The sequence below is a fragment of the Methylomonas montana genome (genome assembly GCF_030490285.1).
In the GTDB taxonomy this organism is placed as follows: Bacteria; Pseudomonadota; Gammaproteobacteria; order Methylococcales; family Methylomonadaceae; genus Methylomonas; species Methylomonas montana.
This window is the reverse complement of the sequence record NZ_CP129884.1, coordinates 255808-273358: the sequence shown is the minus strand read 5'-3', so window position 1 is coordinate 273358 and position 17551 is coordinate 255808. Positions and strand designations below refer to the sequence as shown.

Sequence of the window (17551 nt, the reverse complement as noted above, 5' to 3'; positions counted from 1 at the left end):
AGCTTTCCCGAATAAGAAGAACGTTTTTGACGCCGATGATTTTAGCGAATTGCCTACTTGCACCTCGCTGACTTTCATATGCCAAAGGTAATATTTTTTATGCTATAAGTAGCGCTGATAACTGCCGATAGCAGATTATCTTATTTAAATAATCGAACGATATTTTCATAAACCATTCAATTATCAGCGAGTTAAAATTAGGCGAATGTTTTAATGGCTTATTAATTGCGTGAAATAACACAGTTTAAATTTAGCTCGGCTTTTATCACGACACAGAGATTGCGATGAATCTAAAAGCGGCGGGACGCTGGCGCATCAAAAACGACGATTTACCGTCGCAACAGTTGGCGGATTGTCTGAAACAATCGCTACCGGACGAACTGGGCCAGGGGCACTCGGCAATGTTTCAGCTCGATACCGATCTGAATTACATCGAAACCCACTACCAACCCAGCCAAGACCTGGCAGTCTTGACGCGCATGGATCAGCCGGAGCCGCGCCTGGTCGTGACTCTAGGCATGAAGGGCCAATCGCGTTTCGTCGATAAACAAGGTCATGAAATTATTTTTAATGAGGGCTATACCTCGATCACCGCCTTTCATGCCAGCGTCGGCGAACGCCAGTACCAAGCCCAAAATGACATGGCGCAAGTGCGTTTTTCCTTGGGTAAAACTTGGTTGGATCGATATTTTGGCGAAAAAAATTCGGCGCGATTTTTTAATAAAAACAGTATTCGTTTATTAAGCCACCGGCCTATTTCAAATACCGCGTTAATCGCGACCCGGCAGTTATTAGCTTGCGACGTGGACGCTTCGGTCAAACGCTTGTTTATGCATGGTCAAGCCATGTCGATATTAGCTACCGAGCTCAGTCATTTATGGCGAGACAATCAGGAAAACGCATCGATATTCCATCAAAAAGATCAAGATATTGCCCACGCCGCACGTAGTATTTTAATCAACGAGTTTAAAAACCCGCCCTCGGTTTCGGCATTATCAAAGCGGGTCGGCACTAATCAATTTAAATTAAAACAATTGTTTCACCATTATTTTAATACCACGCCATACGGATTATTGCTGGCGATCAGAATGGACAATGCTTATCGGCTGTTGGAAACCAGCAGCTGTCAAATTGATGTGGCTGCGGATTATGTCGGATATAATCACGCCAGTAATTTCAGCGCCGCATTTAGCAAATATTTTGGAATTTCTCCCAGCAGTATTGCCAAGCGCCACAAATCCTAGCGAAGCGATTTGGGCGGCGTCCACACCATCGTCCCAGGAACCGTGCCAGATACCCCCGATAAACCGGCAATAGCGCCTCCGCTTCCTATTTCCGACCACACACGCAGCCGTCGCGGTTTGATAGACATGCTGATCGCCTGTCTATTGTTTTCGGTGATGAACGCCGGCGTTTATGCGATAGGCTTGTTCGACACCGGCTTGCCGGCCAGCGTGGTGAGCTTTATTCGCATCCTGGCCAATTTACTGATTTTAGTGATCCCAGCCATGATCGGCGGCCAACTGGTCGAACTGTTCGGCGACGGCCGCCCGTCGTTATGGCTGCGCGGCTTGTTCGGCAGCACGGCCTTGATGCTGTCGTTCGCGGCGATCACCCGCATCGGTCCCGGCGAGAGCGCTTTCCTCACCGCCAGCAGCGGCGTGTTTGTGGTGCTGTTGGGGCCGTTGGTACTGAACCAGAAAAACTCGCTGCTGGCCTGGCTGGCCATCATCGGCTCGTTCAGCGGCGTATCCTTGCTATTCGATATTCGCGATAGCCACAATCTGCTGGCTCAGGCCATGGCCTTATTGTCGGGATTGCTATCGGCCCTGGCCTATCTGATGGTGGCGCGCGCCGGGCGCAGCAATGCGCCGCAAACCGTTATCTTCTATTTTTGCCTGGTCGGCTTGGCCGTGCATGCCTTGTATTTCGCACAATTCGGTTATCGCTTGCCCGGCAGTCCGGAAAGCTGGGGATTGTTAATGTTGATTGGCTTGTTCGGCAGCGGCGCCCAGCATTTCATGACCCGCGCCTATCAAACCGCGCCGGCGGCGCTGGTCAGCTCGATTGCTTACTTGACGCCGGTTTTGAGTCTGGCCTGGAGTATCGCCCTGTTCGAGCGGATTCCCGCCCAAACCGCCTTACTGGGCGCAGCGTTGATTTTGGTATTTGGGGTGCTGTTGCCGTTTTTGCGCTAAGCGCTGCGAATTTGGCAAAAATTGTTGGCTTTGCGCCACAGCGGTGCGCCACGCACCATCTCGATTGATTATTTCCTCGCCGTTTTCAGCCTAACCCTTGTCATGACTGGCTTGGCATCGAGGCATATATTTTGCTGCGTATAAACTATCTACGGAAACCATGAGGTGCCTTATGCGCAGCTGCCAACGCTTCAGCGACATCTCCATTTCGGAACGCATACTCAACAGCCTGTTTTTAATCAGTATTGCCCTCGGTTATTTGTTTTCGCTGGGGCAAATCTATTTTTCCCACCAAGGCCACGACGGCAATCCCGGCATATCGGTTACCGATATTGCCATCGCCTATCATGGCAGCTCAGACCAAACCCGGTTGGCGGCGGCCATTAACGGGCCGATGGCCGGCAATCTAAAATCGGCGGCCGACAAAGCGGTGATTCTGGATTGGATCGAATCCGGCGCCCAGCAAGCCATTTACGAAGCGCAGGTAGCGCCGATTCTGCAACGCGATTGCCAAATCTGCCATTCGCCGGCCAGCGGCATGAAAGTCCCGCCGCTGACCAGCTACGAGCAGGTGGTGAAACTGACCGAAGCCGACCGCGGCGCCTCGATTCCGTCCTTGGTCCGGGTATCGCATATCCATTTATTCGGCATTGCCTTTATTCTGTATATGGTCGGCAAACTGTTCGTGCTGTGCGAAATACCGGTATGGCTGAAGCGCTTGACCATCGGCATGCCTTTTTTGAGTATGTTGACCGACATCCTGGCCTGGTATTTGACCCGCGAAACCCCGTCTTTTGCTTATTTATTGGTGCTCAGCGGGGCACTGATGGGTTTGTCCTTGAATTTTCAAGTGTTGCTCAGCTTGTACCAGATGTGGCTGCCGTTGAAGTGGCCGCCGCTCAAGCGCGGACCGCTGGCTTAAGCCGCAACCTTGCAATAGGAAGGTATCCAGCTGCGGGTGATTATATAGTCGGGCAGCCGATTAAAATCGAACGCTTCGCCATCGGCGATCATTTGGTTGACATCGAACAATTTGGCCACTTCCGGAATATCCTGGAAAAACATCGTATAAAACGGTTTCACCAAATAGCGGGCGATTTTGATGCCGACAGCCCCAATGAAATTACGGCGCTGCCCGACATGAGCCACTTCGTCTATCGTGATTTCATCCAGCAAGGCTTTCAGGCGCTCCAGAACTTCCGGCTCGTCGGCTAAGACCTCGTCGAACACTTTGTAAAGATGGCAGTAAAAACTGACGCCCATCAATTCGGTGACGAAAGCCGGCGTATCCATCAAAAACCCCGGCACCTTGGGGAACTGCCGGTAAATCATTTCCTTGAACGGCGTTAACGGTTGCCAAACCACGTCGTCCAATCCGCAGGTCTTCAGCATCTCGTCAAACAGACGGACATGGCAAAATTCTTCGGCTAGGTGGATTCTGGAAATCTTGTCTTCCAGGGCGTGAGAATGCGCCATATCCGGCACCACATCCCAAGCGCCCTTGATACCGACCCACTCGTGGCGGGCAAATTTATAGATTGCGCAGAGCAGCAAGGTCAAGCGATCCAGTGACTGAGGATCATCGACTAGCGTCACATAATTGCGGTAGAAGGCTTCCGGGTCAGGCAACGGTTTACGCAAATGCACCGGATTGTTTTGAAAGTGTTGCAAACGCGCGCGCTTCTTCGCCAAATCCTGCTCCGCCTCCAATAATTCGCCGCCATGTTGCTGAGTAAACACCCAATAGTCGGCAAAATTATCCTGTCGTTGTCTGGCGTTGGCAGCACTAAAGATAGATCGATAATTGGACTGCGTCATGATGAAACCCGCCAAGGCATTAGAATGGGCACCATTCTACAGAAGTGTAGACCGGCCATCGGCATTAATATTTTCGGTTAGAAAACGTTGACTCTCCAGCCAACTGAGCGCCGCGTCGCGATTATCGAAGATACGGTAAGCCCATTCGGCGTCTCTGGGCATCGACAACATCACTTGGGTAACCATTTTGCTGATGTTGCTGTACACCACGAAAGCCACCGCCTTAATGCCAGGCAAAGTACCGACTTTTCGTTGCGCGGTAAAATCGTAGTGATAGGCGTTCAACTTGTGCACCAGGACCAGATAGGGGCTCTGTAAATTAGCTTCTATCCAGGCGTGGTATTCGTCCACCCGCGCCTGATTGAACTCCACGCCCTCGTCGACGATAAATTCCGCTAAATTGTCATCCAGCTTGATCGCATTGCAAAAACTTAATCGGTGCCGCTCCATAACTCCCCCGCCCGGCTAGTGCTTTGGTTTCTTCGACAGTATGCCACAATGCCGGCAAAGGTCTAACGACAAGATTATGTCTGTCAGCCGATTTAATCCCTTTGCCACGTCGAGGCTAAACGGCGATTTGGCCGTCAACGATCCTGATTTGCCGGCTAGCACGCTCGCCTATGCTGCGGTCGTGGGTAATGATGATGAGCGTCACCCCTTGCTGGTGCAAGCTTTCCAGCAAATCAATAATGTCCTGACCGGCTTTGCTATCCAGATTACCGGTCGGCTCGTCGGCCAGCAGGATGGCCGGCTGCATGACCATCGCCCGGGCAATGGCGATGCGTTGCAATTGGCCGCCGGACAGTTGATTGGGCTTATGTTCGGCCCTATCCAGCAGATTCACCGAAGCCAGAGCCTGCTCTACCCTTAGTTGGCGTTGTTTGCTGTCGATGCCAGCCAAGATCATCGGCATTTCGATATTTTCGGCGGCGGTCAGGCGCGGGATCAAATGAAAAAACTGGAACACGAAACCGATATTGTCGCGGCGGATTTTCGCCAATTCGTCGTCGCTTTGCCTGGTAACGTCCTTGCCGTTCAACACGTAACTGCCTGCCGAGGGTTGATCCAGCAAAGCGATGATATTCAGCAAGGTCGATTTACCGGAACCCGATGGCCCCATTACCGACACGTATTCGCCTCGGCCGATGGCCAGATCGATGCCGTTCAGCGCTTTGACGATTTGCTCACCGACCTTAAAATACCGATGAATACCGATGAGCCGTATCATGGTTTGAACCGCACCGTCGCGCCGACCGCCACGCCCTCCTTGCCGACCGATAACACCACTCTGTCGCCGGCCTTTAACCCACTCACAACTTCGGTGAAACTCCAATTGGACAAACCTGCTTGAAAGCCTTGTTCATGCAATACATTATCCTCATCTATCAGCAGTACCCGATGATTTTCCAGTATCGCTTCGGCCGGCAGCCGCAAGGCTTTTTCCTTGCTGGTCAACAGCACTTCGATGTCGGCGCTGTAACCGGGCAATAATTCCGCCAAATCCTTGGGGTCGCGCAACGTCACTTCTACTTCCACGGTACGCGCCTGTTTTTCCTTTTCCAGCACATACGGCGCGATGCGGGTGACGATACCGGAACAGCGTTTATCCGGAAAGGCGTCCAGCGACACGCACGCGCTCATGCCGGTTTTGATCGAGGCCGCATCCACTTCGTCAATGGGCGCGGACACGGTCAGGCAGCTGACGTCCAGCAAATCGATGGGCGGCAGGGTCGGAATACCCGGCGGAGAGGGCGTGACGAACTCGCCCAATTCGGCATTGACCTCGGCAACCGTGCCGTCGAACGGCGCTTTGACCAGGGTGCGCTGCACTGCTGCGTCGGCGACAGCCAATTGCGCTTCCGCCACCGCGATGTTTTGCAATGCCGCCCGACACGCGGCCCGTTGCGATTTACCGCCGGTCACCGATTTATCCACCTGCTCCTCGGAAACCACGTGATCGCGTTTCTGTAATTTCGACATCCGCGCCGCTTCCCGTTCGGCGCCGCCGGCCAATTGGCAAGCCTGTTCGGCGCTGGCCCGGTGGGCAGCGATTTGGGCTTTTTGCAAGCCGACTTGCGCTTTCAAATCCTGATTCCAGACTTCCAGCAGCACCTGGCCTTGCTTGACCTTATCGCCTTCCTTGACCAACAAACTGGCAACCTGTCCGCCGGTCGCAGGCGCCAAATAAGCCCGCCGGCAAGCTTTGATGGTACCCACCCGAGTATTCGCCACACTGGTCCGCACCTCGCCCTCGGTCAGGGTATAAGCCTCCACTTCGATAGGCTGCGGACGGCGGCTGTAGATAAACATTACGCCGGCTATTGTCAGCACGCTAACGATCATCAGGGTTTTGTGGTTCATAGGCTGTTTGCAGGTTGAATTAGGCTTTATCAGTTAGCCTACATCGTGTATGGGGATTTTCAAAGGGTAAGTCGTTATTGAACGAGATGTCGTTGTCGTGAAATAAGCCAAGCTACCTACCAAACTTCCAACACCACCGCCTTCCACGCCCGATTTTCCGCCGGATGCAGCATCACCCAGGAGGCAATCCGCCGTGATGGCGCCGCTTGGCCGACAGCCGGACTCTGGTAATAACCCACCCCGGCATCCTGCTGGGAAATTTGCTGCGAAAGCTGCCGTAATTCCGGAATCTGCGCGAAGCGTTCCTCGCGAAACAAGTTCAGGCCGATTTCGCTCGGATCGGTATCGTACAGAATCAGTCCGTCGTCTTGCACCACCCAAACCATGCGTGTCGCGGTCTGAGTGCCGGCCGCCAACAATCCGCCCAGAAACTCGGCGGCCTTGAGCCGAACAGAAATGAAACCGGGAATGGCATTGCCCTGCTTGATCGGCACCACCAGCGTGACGGCGGCGAAGCCTTCCGGCGCTTGATACACCCGGCTAAGGATGGGTACGCCGCGCTCCAATACCAAACGGTTATGCTCCAGTTGCGAGGTATCGGCGCCAACGGCTTGCCGGTATTTAGCGGGAGCAACCGCGACAATCCGGCCTGGCGCACGGGTGGTCGCAAAGCTCTCGACGCGCGGATAGCGTTGCAGCAAGCTATCCAGCAAGGGGCCGGTCGCGGAAAGCTCGACGCCGGTTCGCAGCGTCGCGGCAGCTTGCTCGATGCCGGCTGTCAACTCGGCCATACTTGCCCGAATGGTAGCGGCAGCTTCGTCGGCGTCATTCAGGTTTTGATTGGAAATGCGAGTGACATCGGCCAATGCGGTTTCCACGCGCTGCTTTTCCAACTTGACCATTTCGCCTTCCGCCACGGCTAGTTTACGGGCTTGATGGGCCTCTACTCCGAACTTAAACGCCAGTCCGGCACCCACCAGGATAGCGAGCAATACCGCGGCCGATGCCGTCAAAATCGTTTTGTTACGGGCCATGAAGCGACGCAGCAATTCGCTGCGGGAATACGCATAAGCGCTGACCAAGCGGCCGTCGCGATAGGCGCGTAATTCGTCGGCCAGCGCGGCGGCGTCCGGGAAGCGTCGCGACTTGTCCTTGTCCAAGGCTTTGTCGCAAATAGCGATCAATTCCGGCGGCGCCGGCAATTTGGGATCGCGGGCCGACGGCAGCGGCGCCGGCGAACTCAGTTGCGTCAGAATGTCGTCGGCGCTGCCGCGCAAGGGCGGATAACCGCGCAGCAGGTAATACAGTATGCAGCCCAGCGCAAACACGTCGGACCGGGCGTCCACCTCGCCGAAGGCAGGGTTAGCCTGCTCCGGCGCCATATAGGCCGGCGTGCCGAGAATATCGCCGATGCGGGTCAGGTCGGCGTCGGCGTCTTGCTGGGCCGGCATCATGGGCGCTAAGTCGGCTTCGTTTTCGACCTTGGCCAAACCCCAATCGAGGACGATGGTTTCGCCGAACGGCCCCAGCACGATATTGCCGGGTTTGATGTCGCGATGAATCACGCCCTTGGAATGCGCATAGGCCAGCGCCTCGCAAACGTCGATCAGTCTATCCAGCAGGCTCAAGCGCCGCGAAAGCGCTTGCTCCGGGGCGGCAGGCATCTCGCATTCCTTCAGACGCTTGGCCAAGGTGTCGCCACGCACCAAGCGCATCACATAAAACGGCGCCCCGCTGTCTTTCATGCCCAGATCGTAGACCGGCACTATGCCCGGATGCTCCAAGCGGCCGGTGATGCGAGCCTCGCGCAGGAAGCGCGCGCTCAGTTCCCGCTCCTGCTGAGCGGCCTGATCGAGCATTTCCTTGATCGCCACCTCGCGGCCGATACGCTCGTCGAAACCCAGCAACACTCGACCCACCCCGCCTTCGCCGACGGCGCCGCGCAAGGAATAATCGTCGTTGAATCTGCCCACCCATTCCGGTGCGTCGGCTAGGGGATGAGGATAGGGCCTGGACTTGATGCGAGTCAGGTCGTCTTGGGGTTTAATGACGGTGGCGTCGTCTTCCGGGAGCATCATGGGATCGGGAACCTGCCTGACCGCCCGCCTAACGGATCAGACCTGGGGTTTGGGTTTGCGATCGGCATGCCCCAGATCGCGCTCAGGGGCGATCCGGTCGCGCACCAGTTGTTTTAGCTCGGTGATTTCCGGGAAGCGGCCTTGCTCCTTGCGCGACCAAACCAACTCGCCATTGGCGCGTACTTCGAAGATGCCGCCGGTTCCCGGCTGCAAAGCCAGTTCGTCCAGCTCTTGTTCGAAGGTACTCAACAATTCCTGAGCCATCCAGGCCGCACGCAACAACCAGCGGCATTGGGTGCAGTAATGAATTTCGACGCGGTTGCTCACGGTTTATAACTCGTCCCGCAAGCGTTGGTAAATGCCGCCGAAGCTGCCGTTACTCATCAGCAACACATGGCAGACGCCGCCCGCCTCGGCCTTGATCGTGGCGATGATCGTTTCCAGATTGTTGCAAATCTCAATGTTGTTGGCATATTTCAGCAGCTGGCTTAAGTCCCAGCCCAGATTATCCGGCTGGTAAACAATGGCCCGGTCGGCCTGACCCAGCGATTCGGCCAAGGATTGGGTATGCACCCCCAAACGCATGGTGTTGGAACGCGGTTCGACGATGGCCAGGATTTTTTCGTTGCCGACCTGTTTGCGTAAGCCGTCCAGCGTAGTCTCGATCGCGGTCGGGTGATGGGCAAAGTCGTCGTAAACGGTGACACCGGCCTGCTTGATGATGACTTCCATCCGCCGTTTGACGTTCTGAAATTGTTGCAATGCGGCAATCGCAGCGGCCGGCGCAATGCCAATGTGGCGGGCAGCGGCGATCGCCGACAAGGCATTGTAGACATTATGCCGGCCGGTCAGACTCCAATCGACCGTGCCTTGTGGCAGGCCTTCGAAGCTGACAGTAAACCGGCTACCGTCGGCCTGTTCCAAACCGGCCTGCCACCGTGCCGGGGCGTCGATCGCGGTAAGCTGCACCGGCGTCCAGCAACCCATTGTCAGCACTTCCGCGACATGTTGCTCGCAGTCCGGAGCGATGATCAAGCCTTCGCTCGGTATCGTCCGCACCAGATGGTGGAACTGCTTTTTGATCGCGTCGAGGTTTTCAAAGATGTCGGCGTGGTCGTATTCCAAGTTATTCAAGATCGCGGTGCGCGGCCGGTAATGCACGAATTTGGAACGCTTGTCGAAAAAGGCGCAGTCGTATTCGTCGGCTTCGATGACGAAAAAATCCGATTCGCCGAGCCGGGCCGAGATGCCGAAATTCAGAGGAATCCCGCCGATCAGAAAGCCCGGTTTGAAGCCGTTGAATTCCAAGACCCAGCTCAGCATGCTGGTGGTGGTAGTCTTGCCGTGAGTGCCGGCCACCGCCAGCACCCATTTGTGTTGCAACACGTGTTCGGCCAACCATTGCGGGCCGGAGATATATGGCAAGCCCAGATTCAACACCGCTTCCACTTCCGGATTGCCGCGCGACATCGCGTTGCCGACCACGACCAAATCGGGTTTAACGTCCAGATTTTCGGCCTTGTAGCCGTTCATCAGGCGAATGCCTTGCTGTTCCAGTTGCGTGCTCATCGGCGGATAGACGTTCTGGTCGGAGCCGCTGACGGTGTAGCCCAGCTCGCGGGCGATCAAAGCCAGGCCGCCCATGAAGGTGCCGCAGATGCCGAGGATATGAATGTGTAAAGGTTTTTGCTGTGGGCTCATTTTTTAGGTTCTTCCGGTTTTTCTTCGGCGGGTTTTTCTTCGGTTGGGATCACTTCTTCGGCCTTGGCTTCCGTGCCCTTGGCACCGGCCGCCTCCAGCAGTTTGACGATGTTGTCGCGGCCCAGCTTTTTGGCCTTGTCGAGGATTTTGACGCTCTGGCTATCGACGGCATTGACGTTGGCGCCGGCGGCGATCAGCACGCTGACGATGTCGGTGCTGCCGAACATCACCGCATCGGCCAGCGCGGTGGAGCCGAACTTATCGGCCAAGTTGACATCGGCGCCGTAGGCCAGCAAGGCCTTGACTATCCGTAAATTGCCGTTAAAGCTGGCAGCCATCAACGCGGTGCGGTCGGTTTCTATCTTGCCGTTGACATCCAAGCCTTGGGCCAGCAAGGCTTCGACCCGCTCCAGCTTGCCAGTCGCCGCCGCGGCGAATAAGTCCTTATTATCTTCGGCAAACGCGTGCATGGACAAGGCCAGCAGCACGGCGGCCAAAAATCGGGAGTTGTTCATGGGATTGCTTGCGTTTGCGTATCAGTTGGGTTGAAATAAGGCAAATACCGATTTACATCATCTATCAATGAGCGAAAAAAACAAAGTTTTAGTTGAAGCCCAACCTTACTATATCGAGGCCCAATCGTCGCCCGAACAAAACCGCTATGTGTTTGCCTATACCGTCACGATTACCAACGTCGGCTCCACGCCGGCCAAATTGTTGACCCGGCATTGGCTGATCACCGATGCCAACGGCAAGATTCAGGAGGTTAACGGCGAAGGCGTGGTCGGCGAACACCCGCATCTCAACCCCGGCGATTCGTTCCGCTATACCAGCGCGGCGATGATAGAAACCCCGGTCGGCGTGATGCAGGGCAAATATCAAATGCAGGCCGACAACGGCGAAAGTTTTAATGCAGCCATTCCCAAATTTACTCTGTCCATACCCAGAACGCTGCACTAATGGCGATTTATGCAATAGGCGACATTCAGGGCTGTTACGACGAGCTGCGCCGACTGCTGGATCTGGTCAAATTCGATCCAGACCAGGATCAATTATGGCTGGCCGGCGACCTGGTCAACCGCGGCCCGAAATCGCTGGAGACCCTGCGCTTCGTCAAGGGTTTGGGTTCGGCGGCGATTACCGTGCTGGGCAATCACGACCTGCATCTGATCGCCACCGTGGTGTCGTTGGGTAAGGCCGGCAAAAAAGATACACTGGGCGCGATCTTGCGGGCAGAGGATTGCGATGAGTTGATCCACTGGCTACGCCACCAGCGGCTGTTTTATTACAACGACGATTTTTGCATGCTGCACGCCGGTTTGCCGCCGCAGTGGGATTTCGAAACCACGCTACAAATGGCCAGGGAAACCGAGCAAGCCATGCAAAGCCAGGATTACGAACGATTCTTCCGCTCCATGTATGGTAACAAGCCGGTGCTCTGGCGCGACGATCTACCGAAAACCGAAAAACTGCGCTTTGCGGTCAATTGTTTCAGCCGGCTGCGTTACTGCAGTGTCGACGGCGTATTGGATTTCAGCCAAAAAGGCGCGCCAGGCACTCAGCCCAACCACTTGCTGCCCTGGTTTGCGGTCCCTGGCCGAAAAAGCCTGGATATGCGTATCATTTTCGGCCACTGGTCGACGCTGGGCTATTACGCCGAATATAACTGCTATTCGATCGATACCGGCTGTCTATGGGGCGGACAGTTGACCGCTCTGCACCTGTCCGTGCCACCGCAGCGCTTCAGCATCGATTGCCAGCCCACGCAAAACCCCAAACTGTATTAAGCGCTGAACTTTGCCGGCGCTTCGGCATCCATCGAATGGCACCATCGCCGGCTATTCTTGCCCGGTATTTTTCAACCCCACTCAAAGAGACCATCATGATTCGAAAAGCCCTGTTTCTCGCCGCCGCTATCGCGCTGCCGTTAACCGCCTTCGCTTATCCCAGCGAAAACGACTACGGCCAACCGGTCGATCACAAGCTCGAACATCTGGACAAGATGCTGAAACTCAGCCCCGAGCAAAAAACCAAATTGGAAGCCATTTTTAAGGAACAACACGAAAAATTCCGCGCGATTCACGAAGAATCGCATAGCCGCATGAAAGAAGTGTTAAACCCGGAACAAATGCAAAAAATGGACGAGATGCGTAAACAGCATATGGAGCAACGTCAGGAAAGACGCGAACAACACCGCAAACCAGCGCCATAAACAAAAACGGCCTCCGCAACGAGTTCGCTGCGGAGGCCGTCAAGCCGGCATGGCCGGCCCATCAAGCTGGGTTAGGAGAAATTCCGGCCGTAAAAAATCTCGGCCATTTCTTCCTGCAATTGTTCCTGAATTTCTTCCTGCTCGTCGTCGCTGAAGTTACTTTCCTTTTCAAACAGATAATTTTCCAGTTCGGTTTCCTTCAACATCATCTTGGTGTGGAAGATGTTTTCCTGATACACATTCACATCGATCATCTGGTAAAGCTCTTTGGTGCTTTCCGCGATGTAATTCTGGATCGAGTTGATCTTGTGATCGATATAAATCTTCTGACCGGTCACATCACGGGTAAAACCGCGCACCCGGTAATCCATGATCACGATGTCGGATTCGAAGCTGTGAATCAGATAATTCAAGGCTTTCAGCGGCGAAATCTGCCCGCAGGTGGAAACGTCGATGTCGGCCCGGAAAGTACAAATATCAGTATCCGGATGGCTTTCCGGATAGGTATGCACGGTGATATGGCTCTTGTCCAAATGCGCCAGGATGGTGTCGGGTAACGGGCCTGGCGACTCCGAGTTCATGCCGGCCGGAATCACCGCGCCTTCGGATATCAGCATCGTCACGCTGGCGCCCTGCGGGTCGTAATCCTGGTGAGCGATATTCAAAATCTGCGCGCCGATGATATTGGCCACATCTTTTAAAATCTGGGTCAAGCGTTTGGCGTTATACGCTTCGTCGATATACTCGATATAGGCTTTTTCCTGCTCTTTCGGCGCATAGCAAACATCGTAGATATTAAAACTCAGCGATTTGGTCAGGTTGTTAAACCCGTGTAACTGTAATTTGCTCAACCGTTCAACCCTCGATAACTTCAAAATCGTGACTAATTTCCACGCCGGCCTTGCCCAACATGATGGACGCCGAACAATATTTCTCGGCGGATAATTTAACCGCCCGTTCTACCGCCGCCGCCGGCAGATTTTTACCGGTGACCTTGAAATGCAAATGAATTTTTTCAAACACCGCTGGCACTGCGTCTACCCGCTTTGCGGTCAGCTCGGCGGTGCAATGGGTGATGTCGTGCCGGCCTTTCTGCAAAATATCCACCACGTCGAACGAAGAACAGCCGCCCATACCCATCAGCAGCATTTCCATGGGCCGCACGCCCAGATTACGGCCGCCGTGATCGGGCGGACCGTCCATCACCACCGTGTGTCCGCTACCGGACTCGCCGACGAATAGCCTGCCGTCGACCCATTTAATCGTTGCGTGCATATTGAATTCCAACCAAAAACAAAATTGCGCGGATTTTACAACGAACCCGTCAAATGTCTTGATTTTTTTGCAAAACTACTGCACCTTGATTAAGGTAACCAATCTAGTTCACAGAATTATTACAACTTATGAGCTTTGTTAAACAAAACAAGATTTCACCCTCTGCCCTGGACGCCTTTCTGCGCTTCTGCCATGTCAGGAGCTATCCAGCCAAAATCACCATCGTTCGGCCCGGCGATGTCGGCGACAAATTGCTGTTCGTGGTCGATGGCTCGGTCAGCGTCAGCGTCGAGGACGAGGAAGGCCGTGAACTGATCCTGGCCTATTTGAACAAGCACGATTTCGTCGGCGAGATCGGCGTGTTCAAAAACGCCGATACCCGTAGCGTACTGGTGAAAACCCGCACCAAATGCCAGATGGCGGAAATCGGTTACGAACGCTTCAAACTACTGCTCAACACCGACTTGCGCGACCAGGCCGTCGAAATCCTGACGGTGCTCGGCGAACAATTATCGACCCGTTTGTTGATCACCAGCCGTAAATACCGCGACCTGGCCTTCATGGACGTGGAAGGCCGCATCGCCCGCACCCTGTTGGATCTCGCCAAGGAACCGGACGCCATCACCCATCCGGACGGCATGCAATTGCATATCACCCGCCAGGAAATCGGCCGCATCGTCGGCTGTTCTCGGGAAATGGCCGGCCGGGTACTGAAAGAGCTGGAAGACAAGGGCTTGATTACCGCCCACGGCAAAACCATCGTGGTGTTCGGCACCCGCTAGCCGCCAACATTTGCGACGCAAAGGGGCGAATTGATTCGCCCCTTTCGCGCTCAGAGGGGGGTTCGTCCCTCCACGCTATCTTCCCCTATGCAACCAACGCCCCAGCCCGTGCTGGAGACCGTCCACATAAGTAAATACCACCGGCACGACTAGCAGACTCAACAGCGTCGAGCTGAGCAATCCTCCGATCACCGCAATCGCCATCGGTTGCCGGAAACTGGCATCGGCTCCCCAGCCCAAGGCAATCGGCAGCATGCCGGCTATCATCGCCACCGTGGTCATCACAATCGGCCTGGCCCGTTTATGACAAGCATCCAGCAGCGCCTGATGCTGCGCCAAACCTTGCTCGCGCATCGCCAGCAACGCGTATTCCACCAACAGAATCGAGTTTTTGGTGACGATACCCATCAGCATGATCAAACCGATCATCGACGGAATGTTCAGATCGCCGCCGGTCAGCAGCAACGCGATAAACGCACCACCCATCGACAGTGGAATCGCCGACAAGATGGTCAGCGGCTGAAAGAAATCCTTAAACAGCAACACCAACACGCAGAACACGCACAGCAAGCCGGTCAGCATTGCCATGCCAAAGCCACCGGCCAATTCGCCCATGATTTCGGCGTCGCCGGTGCGAATCAGCTTCACGCTGGACGGCATGTTGATCACCGCCGGCAAGGCCTTGGCGGCGGCCAATGCGTTCCCCAAGGACATCCCGCCCAACTCGGAATTGATCGTGACGTAACGGCGACGATCGTAACGGTCCAATTGCGCCGAACCGCTGGCTAGCGACACGTCGGCGATGCTGGACAAAGGCACAAAACCGTGGCGGCTCTTGATGCGCAGATTGGCCAATACCTGCAAGTCCTGGCGTGCGGCATCGGCCATCCGCACCCGAATGCCGAGCTGGCGATTATCCAGATTCAGCTTGGCCAGCTGGGCGTCGAAATCGCCACTGGTAGCGATGCGCACCGTTTCGCCGATCAATTCGGCAGTGACACCCAGTTCGGCGGCACGTTGCCAATCCGGCCGAATCACGATTTCCGGCCGCTCCAGACTAGCCGTGGAGGCAATATTGCTCAAGCCGCCTATGCCGCGCAGTTCGCGCTCCAACGCCTGGGCGCTGGCCTTCAAGGCCACCGCGTTATCGCTGGACAGGATCAGCGACATTTTTTCGCCGGGACCGCCGATGCCGATCGAGAAGCGGGCACCGGCCACGTCGCGCAATACCCTCCGTACCGTCCGTTCGATTTCGGTTTGACCCGGCCGTTGACCGCGCTCGCTCAGCGTCAGCGTCAGCGCGCCCTTACGCGCTTCGCCGGGCCGAGTAACGCCGCCGCCGACCAATTGACTGGCGCCGACCGCGGTAAACAAATGCTCGACCCCCGCCAACGGCTGCAATACCTGACGCGCCGCTTCCGCCACCCGCTCGGCATCGCTTATCGAGCTGCCCGGCGGCAACTCGAAATGCACCGTGGTGTAGCCGCGATCTGCTGGCGGCACGAAACCGGCCGGGATCAAGGGTAACATCGCGCAGGCGCCGATAAAAAACAGCGTCGCCAACGCCAGCGTCGCTTTGCGGTGCGCCAGTGTCCATTGCACGGTTTTTAAATAAACCGGCATCAAACGGCCGTCTATCGTGGCCGGATGATGGCCTTCGGTGAGCAGATAAGCCGCCAACATCGGCGTCAGCAAACGCGCCACCAGCAAGGACGCCAGTACCGCCACCACCGCCGTCCAACCGAATTGTCTAAAAAACAGCCCGGAAATACCGCTCATCAATGCGGTCGGCATGAACACCACCACCAGCGTCATCGTCGTGGCAATCACCGCCAGCGCGATTTCGTCGACCGCCTCGGCGGCGGCTTGGCGGATGGTCTTGCCCATCCGCACATGCCTGGCGATATTTTCGATCTCGACGATGGCATCGTCGACCAGAATCCCCACCACGATGGCCAAAGCCAGCATGGTCAGCATATTCAAGGAAAAACCCAGCCAGTACATGGCCGCAAAGGTCGGCAGTATCGACAAAGGTAAGGCCGATGCCGACACCAACGTCGCCCGCCAATCGCGCAGAAACCACCAGACCACCAACACCGCCAGCAACGCGCCTTCGTAGAGCATGTTCATCGAGCCGCGATATTGTTCCAGCGCATAAGCCACCGAACCGGCCAACAAGGTAAAGTTCAGCGAGGCATCGGCTTGTTGCATGTCATGCAAGGCCTGCTCCACGCCTTCGGCGATGCGGGTTTCGTCAAAGCCCTTGGCCCGGTAAATGTTAAAACCGATCACCGGCTTGCCGTCCAGCAAAGCCAGCTGGGTACGTTCGGCGGAGGTATCTCGAACGGTGGCGACCTGATCCAGGCGCACCTCATGGCCATCGGCTATCGCCACCGGCAAGGCCGCCAACTCGGAGGCTTGCCGCACCGTCGCCAGGGTCCGCAAGGATTGTTCGCCTTGACCCAAATTACCGCGCCCGCCGGAAGACTCCTGCTGCACCTGCTTCAAGGCCCTGGAGACATCGGTCGCGGTAACGCCCAGCGAGGCCAGCCGCACCGGATCGACCTCCACCTGAATCTCGCGCTGCACGCCGCCCAGACGCTCGAAACGGCCGACGCCGGCCACGCCTAGCAATGTTTTGGCGACGCTATCGTCCACCAACCAGGACAAGGCTTCCTCGTTCAGCTTGCTTGAGGCAATCGCGTAGGTCAGGATAGGCGCGCCACCGACATTCACCGCGCTGACACTAGGTTGCAATACGCTGGTCGGCAAATCGGAGCGCACCCGGTCCACCGCGTCTTTGGTTTCGATCAGCGCGTCGGAGAGTTTCTTCTCCAGCACGAATTCAACATTGATCTGCACCAGACCATCGGTAATCGAGGTGCGAATATGCTTGAGTCCGGACAGCGTGGCGATGGAATCCTCGACCTTACGCGCTACCTCGGTTTCGAGTTGCCCCGGCGCCGCGCCCGGCTGATTGAGTTTGATGATGACGGCGGGCAGATCCAAATCGGGCAGACTTTGGATCGATAGCTGCTGTAGGCCGCGCAGACCGGCCAGCGACAACAACAGGAACAGTAAAATCGCCGGAATCGGGTTGCGGATCGACCAAGATGCGAAACTCAT

Annotated in this window: 18 protein-coding genes; 7 read left to right on the top strand and 11 right to left on the bottom strand. The window is 55.8% G+C overall.

Features of this window, described 5'->3' with window-relative positions; genetic code table 11:
* Positions 1 to 284: 284 nt before the first annotated feature.
* From QZJ86_RS01325 to QZJ86_RS01315, 3 genes are all read left to right on the top strand, one after another.
* The gene (locus tag QZJ86_RS01325) at positions 285 to 1244 is read left to right on the top strand and encodes a helix-turn-helix transcriptional regulator (protein WP_301935882.1); all 960 of its coding nucleotides are present in this window, start codon (positions 285 to 287) and stop codon (positions 1242 to 1244) included.
* Positions 1245 to 1286: 42 nt separating this feature from the next.
* Entirely contained in the window at positions 1287 to 2198 is a 912-nt protein-coding gene (locus QZJ86_RS01320) for a DMT family transporter (RefSeq protein WP_301935881.1), read from the top strand.
* Between the two features lie 172 nt (positions 2199 to 2370).
* Positions 2371 to 3120 carry a hypothetical protein gene (locus QZJ86_RS01315; RefSeq protein WP_301935880.1) on the top strand — a complete coding sequence of 250 codons (750 nt, stop codon included), beginning with the start codon at positions 2371 to 2373 and terminating at the stop codon, positions 3118 to 3120.
* On the opposite strand, the gene QZJ86_RS01310 is transcribed toward QZJ86_RS01315, so the two are convergent.
* The 8 genes from QZJ86_RS01310 to QZJ86_RS01275 all read right to left on the bottom strand — a co-directional run bounded on the left by QZJ86_RS01310 (position 3117) and on the right by QZJ86_RS01275 (position 10671).
* Positions 3117 to 4016, bottom strand: a complete 900-nt coding sequence (locus tag QZJ86_RS01310) for a hypothetical protein (RefSeq protein ID WP_301935879.1) — start codon at positions 4014 to 4016, stop codon at positions 3117 to 3119. The genes QZJ86_RS01315 and QZJ86_RS01310 overlap by 4 nt on opposite strands.
* A gap of 36 nt (positions 4017 to 4052) precedes the next feature.
* The gene (locus QZJ86_RS01305; protein WP_301935878.1) at positions 4053 to 4466 is read right to left on the bottom strand and encodes a DUF7793 family protein; all 414 of its coding nucleotides are present in this window, start codon (positions 4464 to 4466) and stop codon (positions 4053 to 4055) included.
* A 115-nt stretch (positions 4467 to 4581) separates the two neighbouring features.
* Positions 4582 to 5244 carry an ABC transporter ATP-binding protein gene (locus tag QZJ86_RS01300; protein WP_301935877.1) on the bottom strand — a complete coding sequence of 221 codons (663 nt, stop codon included), beginning with the start codon at positions 5242 to 5244 and terminating at the stop codon, positions 4582 to 4584.
* Positions 5241 to 6377 (bottom strand): efflux RND transporter periplasmic adaptor subunit, encoded by a 1137-nt coding sequence (locus QZJ86_RS01295; protein WP_301935876.1) that lies wholly within the window; start codon positions 6375 to 6377, stop codon positions 5241 to 5243. Before QZJ86_RS01295 ends, QZJ86_RS01300 begins: the two co-directional genes overlap by 4 nt.
* A 116-nt stretch (positions 6378 to 6493) precedes the next feature.
* A complete protein-coding gene (locus QZJ86_RS01290) occupies positions 6494 to 8455 on the bottom strand; it encodes a serine/threonine protein kinase (RefSeq protein WP_301935875.1) in 1962 nt (653 codons plus the stop codon).
* 36 nt (positions 8456 to 8491) lie between these two features.
* Positions 8492 to 8782 carry a SelT/SelW/SelH family protein gene (locus tag QZJ86_RS01285; RefSeq protein ID WP_301935874.1) on the bottom strand — a complete coding sequence of 97 codons (291 nt, stop codon included), beginning with the start codon at positions 8780 to 8782 and terminating at the stop codon, positions 8492 to 8494.
* A gap of 3 nt (positions 8783 to 8785) precedes the next feature.
* On the bottom strand, positions 8786 to 10156 hold the full coding sequence (gene mpl, locus QZJ86_RS01280) for a UDP-N-acetylmuramate:L-alanyl-gamma-D-glutamyl-meso-diaminopimelate ligase (RefSeq protein WP_301935873.1): 1371 nt from the start codon (positions 10154 to 10156) through the stop codon (positions 8786 to 8788).
* On the bottom strand, positions 10153 to 10671 hold the full coding sequence (locus QZJ86_RS01275) for an ankyrin repeat domain-containing protein (RefSeq protein WP_301935872.1): 519 nt from the start codon (positions 10669 to 10671) through the stop codon (positions 10153 to 10155). Before QZJ86_RS01275 ends, mpl begins: the two co-directional genes overlap by 4 nt.
* 67 nt (positions 10672 to 10738) lie before the next feature.
* Here QZJ86_RS01275 and apaG point away from each other — a divergent pair, with 67 nt between their 5' ends.
* The 3 genes from apaG (at position 10739) to QZJ86_RS01260 (ending at position 12368) form a co-directional block, all read left to right on the top strand.
* Complete coding sequence (gene apaG / locus QZJ86_RS01270; protein ID WP_301935871.1) at positions 10739 to 11116, top strand: Co2+/Mg2+ efflux protein ApaG; 378 nt, start codon at positions 10739 to 10741, stop codon at positions 11114 to 11116.
* A complete protein-coding gene (locus tag QZJ86_RS01265; RefSeq protein ID WP_301935870.1) occupies positions 11116 to 11943 on the top strand; it encodes a symmetrical bis(5'-nucleosyl)-tetraphosphatase in 828 nt (275 codons plus the stop codon). The genes apaG and QZJ86_RS01265 overlap by 1 nt, the downstream gene beginning before the upstream one ends.
* Positions 11944 to 12038: 95 nt before the next feature.
* The gene (locus tag QZJ86_RS01260) at positions 12039 to 12368 is read left to right on the top strand and encodes a periplasmic heavy metal sensor (protein ID WP_301935869.1); all 330 of its coding nucleotides are present in this window, start codon (positions 12039 to 12041) and stop codon (positions 12366 to 12368) included.
* 71 nt (positions 12369 to 12439) lie between these two features.
* Here the strand turns inward: QZJ86_RS01260 and speD are convergent, their stop codons facing one another.
* Positions 12440 to 13219 carry an adenosylmethionine decarboxylase gene (speD, locus tag QZJ86_RS01255; RefSeq protein WP_455429803.1) on the bottom strand — a complete coding sequence of 260 codons (780 nt, stop codon included), beginning with the start codon at positions 13217 to 13219 and terminating at the stop codon, positions 12440 to 12442.
* Between the two features lie 4 nt (positions 13220 to 13223).
* Positions 13224 to 13643: an OsmC family protein gene (locus tag QZJ86_RS01250; protein WP_301935867.1), complete on the bottom strand. Its 420-nt coding sequence runs from the start codon at positions 13641 to 13643 to the stop codon at positions 13224 to 13226.
* A gap of 128 nt (positions 13644 to 13771) precedes the next feature.
* Between QZJ86_RS01250 and crp the strand changes: the two genes are divergently transcribed.
* A complete protein-coding gene (gene crp, locus QZJ86_RS01245; protein ID WP_301935866.1) occupies positions 13772 to 14425 on the top strand; it encodes a cAMP-activated global transcriptional regulator CRP in 654 nt (217 codons plus the stop codon).
* A gap of 75 nt (positions 14426 to 14500) precedes the next feature.
* On the opposite strand, the gene QZJ86_RS01240 is transcribed toward crp, so the two are convergent.
* Positions 14501 to 17551, bottom strand: a complete 3051-nt coding sequence (locus tag QZJ86_RS01240) for an efflux RND transporter permease subunit (RefSeq protein ID WP_301935865.1) — start codon at positions 17549 to 17551, stop codon at positions 14501 to 14503.

Bases quoted from the DNA above. Each gene is read 5' to 3' on its own strand.
- QZJ86_RS01325 (WP_301935882.1), top strand. From the start codon at position 285: ATGAATCTAAAAGCGGCGGGACGCTGGCGCATCAAAAACGACGATTTA.
- QZJ86_RS01315 (WP_301935880.1), top strand. From the start codon at position 2,371: ATGCGCAGCTGCCAACGCTTCAGCGACATCTCCATTTCGGAACGCATA.
- QZJ86_RS01310 (WP_301935879.1), bottom strand. From the start codon at position 4,016: ATGACGCAGTCCAATTATCGATCTATCTTTAGTGCTGCCAACGCCAGA.
- QZJ86_RS01305 (WP_301935878.1), bottom strand. From the start codon at position 4,466: ATGGAGCGGCACCGATTAAGTTTTTGCAATGCGATCAAGCTGGATGAC.
- QZJ86_RS01300 (WP_301935877.1), bottom strand. From the start codon at position 5,244: ATGATACGGCTCATCGGTATTCATCGGTATTTTAAGGTCGGTGAGCAA.
- QZJ86_RS01295 (WP_301935876.1), bottom strand. From the start codon at position 6,377: ATGAACCACAAAACCCTGATGATCGTTAGCGTGCTGACAATAGCCGGC.
- QZJ86_RS01290 (WP_301935875.1), bottom strand. From the start codon at position 8,455: ATGATGCTCCCGGAAGACGACGCCACCGTCATTAAACCCCAAGACGAC.
- mpl (WP_301935873.1), bottom strand. From the start codon at position 10,156: ATGAGCCCACAGCAAAAACCTTTACACATTCATATCCTCGGCATCTGC.
- QZJ86_RS01275 (WP_301935872.1), bottom strand. From the start codon at position 10,671: ATGAACAACTCCCGATTTTTGGCCGCCGTGCTGCTGGCCTTGTCCATG.
- apaG (WP_301935871.1), top strand. From the start codon at position 10,739: ATGAGCGAAAAAAACAAAGTTTTAGTTGAAGCCCAACCTTACTATATC.
- QZJ86_RS01265 (WP_301935870.1), top strand. From the start codon at position 11,116: ATGGCGATTTATGCAATAGGCGACATTCAGGGCTGTTACGACGAGCTG.
- QZJ86_RS01260 (WP_301935869.1), top strand. From the start codon at position 12,039: ATGATTCGAAAAGCCCTGTTTCTCGCCGCCGCTATCGCGCTGCCGTTA.
- QZJ86_RS01250 (WP_301935867.1), bottom strand. From the start codon at position 13,643: ATGCACGCAACGATTAAATGGGTCGACGGCAGGCTATTCGTCGGCGAG.
- crp (WP_301935866.1), top strand. From the start codon at position 13,772: ATGAGCTTTGTTAAACAAAACAAGATTTCACCCTCTGCCCTGGACGCC.
- QZJ86_RS01240 (WP_301935865.1), bottom strand. From the start codon at position 17,551: ATGAGTTTCGCATCTTGGTCGATCCGCAACCCGATTCCGGCGATTTTA.